Source organism: Marinicella pacifica (assembly GCF_014636635.1).
Taxonomy (GTDB): Bacteria; Pseudomonadota; Gammaproteobacteria; order Xanthomonadales; family Marinicellaceae; genus Marinicella; species Marinicella pacifica.
This window is the reverse complement of record NZ_BMEO01000010.1, coordinates 24687-39821: the sequence shown is the minus strand read 5'-3', so window position 1 is coordinate 39821 and position 15135 is coordinate 24687. Positions and strand designations below refer to the sequence as shown.

The window sequence follows — 15135 nt, the reverse complement described above, 5'->3', positions numbered from 1 at the left end:
ATGAAAACCACACCGATATCCAATCATTCAGAGATTGGCCGTTTAAATACGGTCATTATTCATGAACCAGGCCCTGAAATGGAGAATATGACCCCGGAAACAGCCCACGAGGTGTTATTTGATGACATTATTTCCTTGGATTTGGCCTTAAAGGAGCACGCCCAGTTATCCGGCGTCTTGAAAAAAGTTTGTCCGAATGTGCTTGAGTTTGAAAATCTACTGGCAGATATCTTAACCGATGAACGCACTAAGTTGGATTTACTCGAGGCGGTGTGTCAATTGCATCAACAACAGTCTCTGGTGGATGATTTAATGGTGTTGGAAGCTAAACCACTGGCCGCACAACTGTTCCAGGGCACTCTAATGGTGAAAAACAATCTGGAGAAATTCCTCAGCCCGTCGCGGCATGCCATTCCGCCACTGCCAAATGCATTTTTCACCCGAGACGCGGTGATGTGTGTATATGATAAAGCCATCATTGGTTCGATGGCGCATAAAGTGCGTTTAACGGAAGCGATTTTGTTGAAGCATATTTTTGATGAACACCCGAAATTAGACAGTCAGGGATTTCATTTTGACGGCACCCGCAAAGATAATAATGACGTCACCATCGAAGGCGGCGACTTACTGGTGATTCGGGATGATTTGCTGGTGATTGGTTTTTCTGAACGCACCTCAGCCAACGGTATTGATCGATTGGCAGAACGCCTTTCTAAAAATAAAGAACAGTTAGACATCGTGGTGGTGGAATTACCTAAAATTCGGGCCACCATTCATTTGGACATGATTTTCACCATGCTGGATGTGGACACAGTCATGAATTTTGCGCCACTGATCACCGGTCCTAACAAATGCCGGGCCTTTCATATGCACTGTGAGCGCGGTGAAATAAAGCATATCAAAGAATATTCAGGATTGCCCAAAGCCTTGCGAAATTTCGGAATGGAACTTAATTTTGTGAATTGTGGCGGCGAGGATGCCTTTACTCAGGAACGTGAACAATGGACCAGCGGTGCCAACTTTTTCACTTTTGCACCGGGTCATGTCATCGGTTATCAACATAATAAAGCCACCATGGAAGCACTAAATCAGGCCGGTTTTGAAATCATCGATGCGTTGGATATTATTCATGATAAGAAGACCTTGCCCAATGGTAAAGCGGCGGTGGCGATGGATGGCTCAGAATTATCCCGCGGTGGCGGTGGTTGTCGTTGTATGACGTTACCGGTACACCGTGACGCTGTTAACTGGTGAGCTCATAAGCCCAAATACCAATTAGCCAGAGAAAAATAAATCAGCACCCCGGAGATATCGGCGATGGAGGTAATCAACGGGGTACTGGCCGCAGCCGGATCCATGCCTAAACGGGTGAATAAAAAGGGCAGGGACAAGCCCACCACGCTGCCAACGATAACGATACAGACCATGGTCATGGCCACCACCGGAATGATATCGGGTGCTCTGAACCCGGCGATTATGGCCACCCCTGCGGCCATTGTCACACCCAAGAGGATGGCCACCTGACATTCTTTTATCAGTAACTTAAACCAGTCTTTCATATAAGCCTCTCCGGTGGCCAGCGCGCGCACCATAATGGTGGCTGATTGACTGCCGGCATTACCGCCTGAATCAATCAATAAGGGCAGAAAGAACACCAAAGCCACCATCGTCTGAATGGTGTCTTCAAAGCTGGCAATGGCTGCACCTGAAATAATATTGACCGCCACTAAAGCCAACAGCCAAGCGATACGTTTTCGATACAAAAAACCAACGCTGGCTTGTAAGGGTTCAAGCACACGGTCTTGTAATGAACCAAATTTATGAAAATCTTCGGTGGCTTCATCTTCAGCCACATCCAGCACATCATCCACGGTCACAATACCGATCAATATGCCCTTACTGTCGGTCACGGGCAGTGCAATACGATCATATTTTTTGAAGGTTTGGATGGCGGTTTCTTGATCGGCATCGGCATGTAAGGACACAAAGCGATTGTCCATCAGTTCTTGGATTTTAGTCTGTGGTTCAGCCAGAATAAGATCTCTGATGCGCAAATCGTCAATTAATTTAAAGTCTTCATTAACCACATAAATGACATTAATGGTTTCAGAGTCGATTCCATGTTTGCGAATATGTTTGAGTGACTGATCGACCGTCCAATGATTTTTAACCGCCACATAATTCGTGGTCATTAAACGACCGATACTTTCTTGCGGGTAGCCCAATAAATGCACCGCAGCATTTTGCTCTTTTTCATTGAGCATGTTGAGTAATTTCTGGGTAATCTCACCCGGTAATTCACCAAAAAATGCGGTTCGATCATCCGGTGACAAGCGATTAAGTAAATCTGCCAGTCGTTTGCGCTTTCCGGCCAGGGCTTGAATTAAAGCTTGTTGTTGTTTAAGTGACAACAGTTCAAATACATGGGCGGCTTTGGCGCGTCTTAATAGCCTAAATAGCACCACCGCTTGTTCATCATCCAGTGTTTCAATTAAGACGGCAATATCAGGAGCAGGCCAATTGTCGGCCTTGCGTCTGATCGCAAAAAATTGACCTGACTTTAAGCGTTCTTTGATTTGTTGATTTAATGCATCGATTGAATTGGTTTGCATAATAATCTCGAATTAATCAGGCATCGTCATTCCAATGGGTGAACCCGGTGGTAATTGTGGCCGTTCTTTTTTATCCGTTGACCACTGACCTTTAAAATAACGTTTGATTTCATCCGCAATCAGTTGCCCCATGTGTTCGCCATGTTTGTTCCCGGCATAGTCATGTAGAAAAGTATCCACCTGGGCTTTTACTTGGGGTGCGGTTTGCTGGTGTTGTGAAAGGTGTAACAGGTTTTGTAAGGTGAGCCAGTTGACACTGTTTTGTAGCCATTGATTGCTGGCTTGTCGGTGTTTTTGTTGCCAGGTGGCTTTAGATAATTGTTGCAATACATCGGACACAGATAAAATGTCTTTTTGACGGGCGTGTTGTTCACTGAGTCGATTCATCCGGTGTGGATGTAACAATAAGGACAGGCTCAAGTCAGCCGCCGCTTCAACCGCTGATGCGGTATCAAAAGTGACGCCACTGCGGGATGTGAAAATTTCCCTGTCCTGGTTATCACCGGCCGGTCTCGGTAACAATAACTCGGCGATATCATCATCAATTTTAAGGGTGTTGACATCAATGGTTTTGAGGACAGCGGTTAAGGCCTTTTGTTGTGTTTCAGCGGAAACTATTTGTGATTCAACCGGTGGCGTTTGACCTTTAATGGCATAGTGATAATCCACCCCGGCAATTAATTTAACCGCCGCTTCAACCTGATAACGATGAAATAAATACAAAGGCACAAATAAACGCTGTAATTCCGCCACGGCAGCACCATCCGGCAGTGTATCCAGACCAAACTGTTCCAGGGCTTTGGCGCGCACTGTTAAGACCTGATTTAATGCTTCGACGGCATCAGCGCCATTGTCCCAAAGATGCGCTTGTGGTTGCGCACCACCGACTGCTCTGGCATCTCGGTCAGCAATCATGACATGTCCGGCTTGTTGCGCTTCATCAATAATTTGTTGAAGTTCTTGATGAACATTTTGGTTTGAGTCAAATTCACGGTAGAGGTAATTTATGGCAATTTTATCCCAGTCACCAATACCGACGTCATAGGCCTGACTTAAATCAATTTCACCCGCTTTAATTTGCACCAGCGGATGTGGATAATCCATCACTGAACTTCGGTTTAGACTGCTGGCATGAAAATTATGAATCAGCCCCAGGGTATGACCCACTTCATGGGCCGATAATTGGCGTAAGCGGGCTAAAGCCATGTTCTGAATGACAGACGTGTCGGTTTGACCGTTTTTAAATGGCGACAATAAGGCCTGAGCAATGCGCATATCCTGGCGTACCCGTAAAGAACCTAAGGTGACGTGGCCTTTGAGGATTTCACCACTGCGTGGATCGACCACACTGTAACCATAGGACCAGCCACGGGTGGCGCGGTGCACCCATTGAATGGTGTTGTAACGAATGTCCAGAGGATTGGCATCCTCTGGTAGCATTTTCACCTCGAAAGCCTTGTTAAAGCCGGCAGAGTCAAAGGCTTCTTGCCACCAGGCGGCGCCTTCCAATAAAGCCGAACGGATTGGCTCGGGTGTGCCGGAATCCAGGTAGTAAACAATGGGTTTTATAACCTGACCTGTGTTATCGGTTTCTAAACGATGGCGAATCGCCCATTGCACCTTCATGTTTTCATCCAAAGGCGCGGCATAGTCATAAAAAGTGAGGGGAATGCCACCGGAACGCGGATCGTATTCTCTGGGTTGCATCACTTGTTCGGGTAAACGCACAAAAGAGTGATGCGTTCGAACAGTGACGGCGGTGTTATCAGGCGTTACACTGCGCAGGTATTGACCGGCATTGTCACCGGTTAAGGTGATTAAAGCCTCAAATTCAGTGTTGTCCGGAAAGCTTTCTGTGTTTGGCTGATAAATGACCGAACGTGATTGATCGATTGAAAACTGACCTTCTTTGAGTTGTTTTAAACGGCTTTGAATATGTTGTGAATCTTGGAGTAAAAACTCGGTTACATCAACCAAGACAGTGTCGTTTTGTTCGGCCACGACCTCAGTGCCCCACAGCACAGAACGGGCAAAACCATCTTCGACCGCTTGTCGTTCTTGGGGATTGTCACTGATGGCACGATACGTTTGGTTGGCCTGTACCAGCAATATTTTGGGTCCATGGCGTTCAAAGTGAACCACCCGGTTATTACCGATTTGTCCACGGTCTAAGCCAATGTCATTGGAACCGACACCGGTTTGTAAATAATTAATGTACAAGAACTCTTTATTATAGTCAGATATTTCCAGAAAGATTTTAGCCTCGCTGTTATCCCAGTAAAAATTAAAAAAACCAGAATGAAGCTGCATGTCCCGAACATAATCATCAATATTATTGGCAGCTATATGGAAACTGATTAGAAGACTGAACAGGGTAATTGTATTTTTCATAAGCGATACTTTTATGAGGTGGTGAATTTATCCAACAACCCGGTTTCGACCTTGTTGTTTGGCTTTGTATAAATTTTTATCCGCAATTTTTAACAAATCTGACATCTCACAGTTTTTATCATAACAGGTGGCCATACCCATGCTCACGGTAACAGTGATATCTTGATGATCGGTTTTCAGACGAATATTTTCGGTGGCACGACGGATGTTCTCAGCCACTTGACGGCAGTTTTGCTGATCGGTACTGGCCAGAATGACACAAAACTCCTCTCCGCCGACACGAAAGCAGGCGCTGTTGGGTCCGGCGAGTTTGTTTAAAATAACAGCAAATTCCCGGATAAATTCATCGCCGGCCTTGTGCCCATAGAGGTCATTGATTTTCTTGAAGTAATCCAGATCAGAGACAAACATACTTAACGGTTTATTGTGGTTGATGGATTTGTTTAATTTATGCCGGTAAATGTCATTAAGCATGGTGCGATTATACAGACCGGTGAGAAAATCATGGCTCGCCTGATGAATTAAATCAGCCCTGACATGCTCATTGGCACGCTCATAACTGAAAGCCAGAATCCAAACCAATGTGGTCACAATCACCACATTATAAAAGCCCAATCTTTCAGTCAAAATAACATGACCCTGGTACTGGTTGATGAAAATAATTGCGGATGACATTAAAAAAATGGCCGTAATGATAAAACCTAAGCGACACCCCAGTAAGAGATGGGCTATCAAAGGCATTAACAGTACAAAAACATAAGCGGTCATGTAAACCTCAAGAGAGGCAAAAACAAGCACCAAAAACAGACAGAATAAAAGCACGTAAGCCAGTGCAATGTGCTGATAGCGTTTAAATCCCGGGTTTTGAATCAGCCAATACAACAATAAAAAGCTAAGACACGAACCAATCAATTCAATCGAAAATAATAGGTATTTTTCGCGAAAATAATTAACCACGGCAAAAATCAGCACGGCCAGACCGCTAAAAATTAACAGCAAAGTTAGCACGGTTCTCTTGTGATTGCTAAAACGATTGTGCAGTGAAAATTTAGCTTGTGAATCCATAATTATTGGTTTTTTAAGCACCATTAGTTTTATTCAATACAACATAGCCAATGGCACAAAAAAATATTTTCATTGTGCGTTCGTCGGCCGATTCTTTTACAATAAAATTAAACCAAACATTATATACAAAACCATGAAGTTCCTCACTGTCTGTTTAAGCATACTTTTATCTACCGGCACAATGGCTATGGATCGTGTCACCGGTTCCACCTTTGCCAGCCGGTCACCGGTTCTGGCTTCTGAAGCCATGGCGGCCACTTCTCAGCCTCTGGCGACTCAGGTGGCGCTTGAGATAATGCGTGAGGGTGGTAATGCCATCGATGCCGCGATTGCGGCCAATGCTTTGCTGGGCTTGGTGGAACCCACCGGTAACGGTATTGGCGGTGATTTGTTTGCCATTGTCTGGGACGCCAAAAGCAATAAGCTCTATGGCTTAAATGGTTCCGGACGTTCCCCGAAATCATTAAGTTTGCAATGGTTCAAAGACAATGGCCATGACAAAATTCCCAGCCACGGGCCTTTGCCTGTGACTGTACCGGGAGCCGTGGATGGCTGGTTTATGCTGCATCAACGGTTTGGTCAATTACCGATGGAAAAAATTCTGCAACCGACCATTGATTATGCCGAAAAAGGATTTCCTGTCACCCAGTTGATTGCTTATTATTGGAACCGGTCTGTTCCGGTCTTAGAAAAATGGCCGGGTTTTACCGAACAAATGACGCATGCTGGCAAAGCACCCAAAGAAGGTGATGTCTGGAAAAACCCAAATTTGGCCAACACCTTGAAGTTAATTGCCAAAGAGGGACGCGATGCCTTTTATAAAGGTAAAATTGCACACACCATTGCAGATTATATGCAAGCCCATGGCGGACACCTCAGTTATGAAGACCTCGCCAGTCATACAGGTGAATGGGTAGAACCCGTTAGTAGCAACTACCGTGGCTATGATATCTGGGAGCTGCCACCCAACGGACAAGGTATCGCGGCTTTACAAATCCTTAATATCCTTGAACAATTTAATGTGAGATCCATGCGTTTAGATTCGGCAGACTATGTGCATCTGTTCACAGAAGCCAAAAAACTCGCTTTTGAAGACCGGGCCAAATATTATGCCGATCCGGATTTTAATCAATTGCCAGTCAAAGCATTAATCAGCAAAAACTATGCTAAAAAAAGAGCTGCACTGATTGATTTAAATAAAGCGGCTAAAAGTTATCCGGCTGGCAATCCGGCCTTAGAAGCGGGTGACACCATTTATCTGACCACAGCCGATAAAGACGGCAATATGGTGTCATTAATTCAGAGTAATTACCGCGGTATGGGTTCCGGCATGACCCCAACGGGCCTGGGTTTTGTTTTACAGGATCGTGGTGAAATGTTTTCCCTGAAAGAAGGCCATGTCAATGCTTTTGAAGGCGGTAAAAGACCCTTTCACACCATCATCCCGGCCTTTATTACCAAAGAGGGTCAACCTTATATGAGTTTTGGTTTAATGGGTGGTGCCATGCAGCCACAAGGCCATGCCCAAATTGTGGTGAATATGATTGATTTTGGCATGGATGTTCAGGCTGCCGGCGATGCGCCCAGAATTCATCACACCGGTTCTTCACAACCCACCGATGAAAAAATGTCTGATGGTGGCATTTTAAATTTAGAAACCGGCTTTTCTTTTGACACCATACGCGGGCTGATGCGAAAAGGTCATAAAATCCAGTTTGCCAACGGACCATACGGTGGCTATCAGGCCATTATGAAAGCGGATAACGGTGTTTATTGGGGCGCTTCTGAAAGCCGTAAGGATGGCCACGCTGCGGGTTATTAGCTATATATTTTCTTATCAAGTATTTGCTTTAAACCAATGCTGTGTCCGGTTAGAAAAAGCCACCAGAGACAACATCACAGGCACTTCGACAAGGACACCAACAACGGTGGCCAAGGCAGCCCCTGAATTCAAACCAAATAATGATATGGCCACAGCCACAGCCAATTCGAAGAAATTAGATGTTCCGATTAAACAGGCCGGTGCAGCAATGTCATATGATAACCGCATACGTTTTGCAATGTAGTAGGCAATAAAAAATATGCCATAAGTCTGAATAAGCAATGGTATGGCAATCAGGACAATAGCCAGCGGCTGGTTAATTATTTTTTCAGCTTGTAAGCCGAATAATAGAATCACCGTGGCCAGCAAACCGATAATAGACCACGGTTTTAGTGTTTTTAACAGGCCGTCGACATTATTTTTAAGCAGCTTTCTGGTCAGCCAGCCGGCCAACATCGGTAACAGGACATACAGAATGACGGATACGGTCAAGGTTTGCCAGGGCACATGAATGTCCGTGACACCCAGGAGTAATGCGGCAATGGGTGCAAAAGCAAAAATCATAATGATGTCATTAATAGAGACTTGCACCAGCGTGAAATTAGGATTGCCTTTGGTTAACTGGCTCCAGACAAACACCATGGCGGTGCAGGGTGCCACACCCAGTAATATCATACCGGCGATGTATTCTGTGGCATCACTTGGGTCCACCCATGAAGCAAAAAACACCTTAAAAAATAAATAACCCAAAGCCGCCATACTAAATGGTTTAATGAGCCAGTTAATAATCAACGTGAGTAATAAGCCTTTCGGATTGTTACCGGTGTCTTTAATGGACGTAAAATCAACCTGAACCATCATGGGGTAAATCATCACCCAAATAAGGACTGCAATAACCAGATTGACATGGGCATACTCTAAAGCTGCCACTGTGGTAAAAATAGCCGGAAATAAATAGCCGAGTGTCACACCAACGGTGATACAAATAGCCACCCATAATGATAAATAACGTTCAAATAATCCCATGGTTTTTTGTTCCTTTAAGTTAAATGTTTTTCAATTTCTTGAATGAATGATTTGATTTCATCACGTACCCGTCGGTAACAGTCCAGAATTTCGGATTCTTCAGTCAGTGATTCAGTCAATTTCGGTGGATCATCAAACCCCACATGGATGACTTTGGCAGATCCTGGAAAATACGGGCAGGTTTCATGGGCATGTCCACAAACTGTGAAGACATAATCAAAATCAACGTCTGCCAGATCATCGAGACTATTAGATTGGTGGTGGCTTATATCTACACCTGCTTCAGCCATCACTTGAACGGCATGGCTGTTGAGACCATGTTGTTCAATCCCCGCAGAGTAAGCGTTAAAATGCGCTTCTTTTAGATGTCGTAACCAGCCTTCTGCCATTTGTGAGCGGCAACTGTTGCCGGTGCATAAAAATAATATATTTTTCTTCATTAGCAATGTTCCTTTAAGCTTGATAAGCTTTTGATATCATCCTTATAGGGTGATTCTTCAGCAGCTTGTTGCAGGCAGGTATGTAATAATTCCCAACGGTTTTCAGGCATATTTTTATTGAGACGGTAATGCACCCATTGATCTTTCTGCTCGGTTGTCACCAAGCCTAAATCTCTGAATTGTTTGAAATGCCTTGATACCATGGTTTGCGAATAATCCAGCAGTTCCATAAAGTCACAGACACAGAGACTGTCCGGATATCTGTAGGCCAGTAAATTAAGTGATCGCAGTCTCACCGGATTTGAAAGCACTTTAAAAAAATCAATTAATTGCATTTAATATGGATATGCGCATATGCGAATGTTCATTATTTATGACTGATTGCGACATGTCAAGTGATGGGTTGAGAATGATGCAGATAATTCAGTGGAAGATAGTTGGAATGCGAGAATCATGATACTGATCTTATCGATAATATACTTTGCATTGTGGATATATTGAGTAAAAGCAGACGAATAGGGTGGTTGCGTACAGTATAAAATTATCTACACCTATGAGAATACATGTGACCTGGTTAAAATATACAAGCATCATACATTGTGAATGTTCGGCAGGTGTCTGAGCAATAATTTCAGCATGCATTTATATTCCATGATGAAGAAATGTTAGTGATGACATGGATAAACAGCTTTCAGTAGTCATATTAATGGCCAAGTATTATGTCTGTTACATTGGGCCTCAACAAAAACGGCTTAGCCGATGATGGCCTGGAAATATTTAGGAATGGTCGTTAATGATATAACTGTATGTGAACTGGTTTGTGTCAATGGCACCACATTATCTACGCCATATTCTTGGGTTTTGATGACGGAATTGAAACGTTTTAAATGAATCAGTTTTATTTTTGGGTGTTATAAGTGTTATTCGGCCGCTGGTTTGGGTGTCGATGATGGGAATTTTTAGATTTTCATAATTAGCTTTGACTTGTTCTGTGGGGTGTTTAAACTGATTGTATGCGCCGGATGAATTGATGGCGAGTTGCGGATTGACTGCGGACACAAATTCTGAGGTGGATGAGGTGTTGCTGCCATGGTGCGGAATTAATAAAACATCCGACTGAATCTGTTGACGATGGTGTTGACTTAATCGGTATTCAACCGCCTGTTCGATGTCGCCGGTAAGCAAAAACGAAAACCCTGAGCCGTTGACTTTAAGCACGCATGAACTGTTATTATTTAAGTAAGGTTGCAGATTATAAGGACTGATGATTTCAAACCGAACCTGATCCCAGGTCCACGCCTGACCGGCGACACAGGGCATGTGGCGTCCGTCGGTGCTAAACGTTTGACCTATTTTTATGGCCTTGTTCAAAGCCGGATAAGCACCGGCGTGATCATTGTCTTTGTGGGACAATATAACACGGTCTAAATAATGGATTCTGTGGTGTTTTAGCAATGGCACAATAGTCGCATCGGCGAAGTTATAACCACTTGGGAAGCGTGCTCCCACATCGTAAAGTATGTGGTGATTGCGGGTTCTGATGAGCACTGATGTGCCTTGACCAACATCCAGAATGTCGGCTCTGAAATGTCCGACCGCTGGTCTATCAGTGGGTGGCCACAGGGCAATCGGAATCAGCAGCAATGCCCAAAACCTTTGGGGAATGGCTTTGGGCATCAATAAAATAATGGCAGCCAGGGTCAGTAAAACCAATGACCAAATGCCATAAACCGACCATGATATTGGCGTCACAGCCATGGTGTCAAACCAATCAAGCAATCGCCAGAACAAACGAGAAACCGAGTCCAGATGATTCACCAAAATCATCGGAACATCAGGACTAAGATGCAGCCAAAAAAGCATAACCAGTAAAAAAGGAATCAATAACACCGTCATAAGTGGGATGGCAATCAAATTAACCAGTGGTGTGAACAACTTTAAATTGCCAAACTGCAGGAAACTTAAGGGCATCATTCCGATCAGCAATAGCCACTGAACTTTGATAAAATTAAGCCAATTGGGCGATGACGTAGGGCGCCCCTGAAAAGCAAAAATAAGCACCGCAACCGCCCAAAAAGACAGCCAAAAACCATTATCAAGAACACTTAAAGGATCGCTAATAAGCACCAGCAATAAACTGACGGACCACACATCCCAGGCATAAGCACTGCGACGTATCCATTTAAAACAGGCATAAACCGATAACATAATCAAAGCCCGTTGGGTTGAGACCGCAAATCCCGCCAATGCGGCATAAGCAATGGCCAAAGACAAGCCAATCATGACCTGAATCAATGGACGCGGTATACGCTGTTGTGGGAAAACAGCAAACAATAACCAGCCCAGACCGCCACCGATGGCCGCCACCATGCCAATATGTAACCCTGAGATGGCAATGATATGGGCAGTGCCGGTGGTCTGAAATAATCGATGATCCTGAGGTTCAAAGCGGCTTTTGTCGCCGATGGATAAGGCATGCAGCAGTGCATTGCTGCGTGAATCAGGAAACAACCGATTTAATTGACCGGATACATGGTGACGCCACTGATTGATCTTGATTGTTAATGAAGTTCTAAAGGCCGGACGTAAATTTTCACTTTGACGGGCCTGCTGAATTGAGCCAACAGCATCAATACCATGGCGAAAAAGCCAGCGCTCTCGGTCAAACCCGACACCATTGGCAGTGCCGTGAGGCGGTTTTAACAATACTTCAAAATGGTATTGTTCACCCGGCTTGTAGTCCGGTATGGGTGTTGTGGCGGCACGGGTCTGAAAACCACGGTAGTGGCTGACAAGAATTTTTTGGTGATCCGCTGTTTCAAGGATAAAACTTGTTTTATGGGGTGAAACCACGGGCAAATCTGTAATAACCGCCTGGATTGAACGGTGTTCCATACGAGTTATTTGTTGCTTTTGTTGTGAGTTAGCCGACACCAGAACCAATAACAAACCACTTAAATAACCCAAGCCATAAGGTGTGAATCTGGACCATAAACGAATTGTGATCGCACATACAACCGCACCCGCTAAGAACCAAATGCCGCCAACAGTGAGGTTGGGCAACCACAAAAGCTGAGCGCATCCGACCAAAAAAGCCAGTGCTAAGCCCGGAGTTATTCGCAGGATGTTTAATCTGGCAATGCTTGTAAGTCTCCGTGTTTAAGTTGATAAGTGGTTTGCATTAACTGCGCCACCTGGCGATCATGGGTCACCACCACCAAAGCGGTGTGGTGCTGTTGGTTCAGATCAATAAATAATTTCATCACCGAAAGGGCGGTGTCTTCGTCCAGATTACCGGTGGGCTCGTCGGCCAAAATACAATCGGGGCTGGTAACCAGGGCTCTGGCAATGGCGGCCCGTTGTCGTTCACCACCTGATAATTGACCCGGACGATGACTGAGGCGTTCAGCCAATCCCACTTGAGATAAAATTTCTGTGGCTTTTTGGCGCGCGGATGATTTGGGTTCACGGCCGATCAACAGAGGCATCATGACATTTTCTAAAGCAGAAAATTCCGGCAGTAAATGATGAAACTGATACACAAATCCGAGGTGTTTATTTCTCACCAGACCGCGCTTTTTGTTGCCAAGCTTTGCCATGTCATGACCACAAACAGACACCCGGCCGCTGGTGGGCATATCAAGTCCGCCGAGAAGGTGCAATAAGGTGCTTTTACCTGAGCCGGAGGCACCCATAATGGCGACACTTTGACCGGATTGAATGTCAAAATCAAGTGCTTCGAAGACGGTGATTTTTTTGTCGGCATCTTCAAAAGATTTGGTGAGGTTTTGGCAGGCAATGATGGTGGCGGGATTATTCATAGCGCAAAGCCTCCGCAGGTTGAACCCGTGAAGCCCGCCAGGCCGGATACAAAGTGGCCAGAATGGACAGACCAAAAGCGATACCAACAATGGTCAGCACATCAGCTGCGTGTAAGTCGGCATAAATTTCACTGATGTAATACACGTCTTTGGCCAAAAAACTGGTGTTAAACCAGCTTTCCAGCGTGGCAATGATGCTGTTAATATTGATGGCGAATAATAAGCCGGCGATGGTGCCGAGCACGGTACCGATAAAGCCAATTAGGGTGCCGGTGACCATAAACACACCCATCACCTGACCGCCGGACAGTCCGAGTGTGCGTAAGATTGCCACATCGGATTGTTTATCGGTCACCAACATCACCAATGTGGATAAAATGTTAAAAGCCGCCACCGCCACAATCATGGACAGTATAATAAACATCACCGTACGTTCGGTTTTGGTGGCCTTAAAATAATTCACATGTTCTTGGGTCCAGTCCCGGATACGATAAAAGCCTTCCAACCGCGGCCCCAATTCTCGCACGATACGTGGCGCCTGCATCAGATCATTAACTTTAATGCGGACGCCTTCAGCCGCACCTTTGGGCAGACGCAACAATGTAGCGGCATCTTTTAAATGAATCAAAGCCAATTTAAAATCATATTCATACATGCCAACTTCAAAAACACCTGTCACCGTAAATCTTTTTAGACGGGGTGTGATGCCAACAGCGGTGGTGCGAAACTCAGGTACATACAAGGTCACTTTGTCGCCGGGACCCACCCCCAAATGGGCCGCTAAATCGATGCCTAAAATAATATTAAATTCACCGGCCTGTAAATCATCCAATTGCCCGTATCGCATGTTGTTTTGAAATTCAGTGACCTGTTTTTCATCTGTCGGCACGATGCCCTGAATTAAAGCCCCTTCGGTGTTCATGCCCTGCAGCATACCCTCGGTACGGATGTAGGGTGCTGCACCGGTCACCTCAGGGTGTGCAGTGACTTTTTCAATGGCATTTTGGTAGTCGTTTAAATGTTCTCCCTGAAAGGCTGAAATGGTGGCGTGAGACACGGTGCTGAGCATGCGATCTTGAAACTCTTTGTTAAAGCCGTTCATCACACCTATGACGACTATTACGGTCATCACACCAATGGCAATACCACCCATTGAAATCAGTGAAATAAATGAAATAAAATGATTCTTTCTTTTGGCGCGGGTATATCGCAAACCAATAAGAAGGGGTAAATTCATAATTGTTTGTCCATTGAAGGTCTTACATTTTGACTGATTCCGGCGATTAACTCAATACGCAGTTTGCATAAAAAAACCACCGGCTAAGCGGTGGTTTTTTGGGGGGTTCTAAAATTTTTACAGGGAAGGGTTGGGATCGTCCAACTCTTCCTCGGCCTCATCCGCCGCTTCTTCAACTTCATCAGCAGCCTCTTTGGCAGACTCTTTTGTCTCATCCATCATATCATTGGCTTTTTGCTTACCTTCTTCATAGAGATCTTGAGCGCCTTCTTTGGCATCATCGTACATGTCTTGAGCACCTTCTTTGGCATCATCGTACATGTCTTGAGCGCCTTCTTTGGCATCTTCATACATATCTTTGGCGCCTTCTTTGCCTTCTTCGTAGAGTTCTTCGGTTTTGTCCGCTGCATCGTCAGCGGCATCGCCGATGGCATCTGCAGCATCATTGGCGGCTTCTTTGGTGGCATCAGCAGCTTGTTTGAGTTCTTGTTTGGCTTCCTGCATGGCATCGCTGCGACCATCATTGTCGTTATTGTCACAGGCCGACAACATTAAACCGAATGCCATCAATATCAGTAAAGTGTTTAGTTTTTTCATGGTTCCTCCTAATAAAATTATAGTGAGTCAATAAATTAGGGTGTCTTCTCAATAAAGTCAATAGTGTTTTTATATTTACACCTCAAAAAAGCTTTTATGTTCTTGGTTTTAACGTGGAATTTAC

12 protein-coding genes are annotated in these 15135 nt (G+C 44.8%); 2 read left to right on the top strand and 10 right to left on the bottom strand.

The window, feature by feature from the left end:
- Positions 1-1254, top strand: a complete 1254-nt coding sequence (locus IEV16_RS10615; protein WP_188365686.1) for an arginine deiminase — start codon at positions 1-3, stop codon at positions 1252-1254.
- A gap of 2 nt (positions 1255-1256) precedes the next feature.
- Here the strand turns inward: IEV16_RS10615 and mgtE are convergent, their stop codons facing one another.
- From mgtE to IEV16_RS10600, 3 genes are read right to left on the bottom strand one after another with little or no spacing between them, the layout of a single operon-like run.
- Positions 1257-2612, bottom strand: a complete 1356-nt coding sequence (mgtE, locus tag IEV16_RS10610) for a magnesium transporter (RefSeq protein ID WP_188365685.1) — start codon at positions 2610-2612, stop codon at positions 1257-1259.
- A 12-nt stretch (positions 2613-2624) separates the two neighbouring features.
- Positions 2625-5003: a zinc-dependent metalloprotease gene (locus IEV16_RS10605; protein WP_188365684.1), complete on the bottom strand. Its 2379-nt coding sequence runs from the start codon at positions 5001-5003 to the stop codon at positions 2625-2627.
- A 27-nt stretch (positions 5004-5030) separates the two neighbouring features.
- A complete protein-coding gene (locus IEV16_RS10600) occupies positions 5031-6068 on the bottom strand; it encodes a GGDEF domain-containing protein (protein ID WP_188365683.1) in 1038 nt (345 codons plus the stop codon).
- Positions 6069-6201: 133 nt separating this feature from the next.
- Between IEV16_RS10600 and ggt the strand changes: the two genes are divergently transcribed.
- On the top strand, positions 6202-7890 hold the full coding sequence (ggt, locus tag IEV16_RS10595) for a gamma-glutamyltransferase (RefSeq protein WP_188365682.1): 1689 nt from the start codon (positions 6202-6204) through the stop codon (positions 7888-7890).
- A 15-nt stretch (positions 7891-7905) separates the two neighbouring features.
- Here the strand turns inward: ggt and arsB are convergent, their stop codons facing one another.
- The 7 genes from arsB to IEV16_RS10560 all read right to left on the bottom strand — a co-directional run bounded on the left by arsB (position 7906) and on the right by IEV16_RS10560 (position 15011).
- Positions 7906-8916, bottom strand: a complete 1011-nt coding sequence (gene arsB, locus IEV16_RS10590; protein WP_188365681.1) for an ACR3 family arsenite efflux transporter — start codon at positions 8914-8916, stop codon at positions 7906-7908.
- 14 nt (positions 8917-8930) lie between these two features.
- Positions 8931-9356, bottom strand: coding sequence for an arsenate reductase ArsC (locus tag IEV16_RS10585; protein WP_188365680.1), 426 nt, complete (start codon positions 9354-9356; stop codon positions 8931-8933).
- Positions 9356-9691 carry an ArsR/SmtB family transcription factor gene (locus IEV16_RS10580; RefSeq protein WP_188365679.1) on the bottom strand — a complete coding sequence of 112 codons (336 nt, stop codon included), beginning with the start codon at positions 9689-9691 and terminating at the stop codon, positions 9356-9358. Before IEV16_RS10580 ends, IEV16_RS10585 begins: the two co-directional genes overlap by 1 nt.
- A 502-nt stretch (positions 9692-10193) precedes the next feature.
- Positions 10194-12425, bottom strand: a complete 2232-nt coding sequence (locus IEV16_RS10575) for a DNA internalization-related competence protein ComEC/Rec2 (RefSeq protein WP_188365678.1) — start codon at positions 12423-12425, stop codon at positions 10194-10196.
- A 59-nt stretch (positions 12426-12484) separates the two neighbouring features.
- Positions 12485-13177: a lipoprotein-releasing ABC transporter ATP-binding protein LolD gene (gene lolD / locus IEV16_RS10570; RefSeq protein WP_188365677.1), complete on the bottom strand. Its 693-nt coding sequence runs from the start codon at positions 13175-13177 to the stop codon at positions 12485-12487.
- Positions 13170-14414 (bottom strand): lipoprotein-releasing ABC transporter permease subunit, encoded by a 1245-nt coding sequence (locus tag IEV16_RS10565; RefSeq protein WP_188365676.1) that lies wholly within the window; start codon positions 14412-14414, stop codon positions 13170-13172. Before IEV16_RS10565 ends, lolD begins: the two co-directional genes overlap by 8 nt.
- Before the next feature lie 117 nt (positions 14415-14531).
- Positions 14532-15011, bottom strand: coding sequence for a YtxH domain-containing protein (locus IEV16_RS10560; RefSeq protein ID WP_188365675.1), 480 nt, complete (start codon positions 15009-15011; stop codon positions 14532-14534).
- Positions 15012-15135 lie beyond the last annotated feature (124 nt).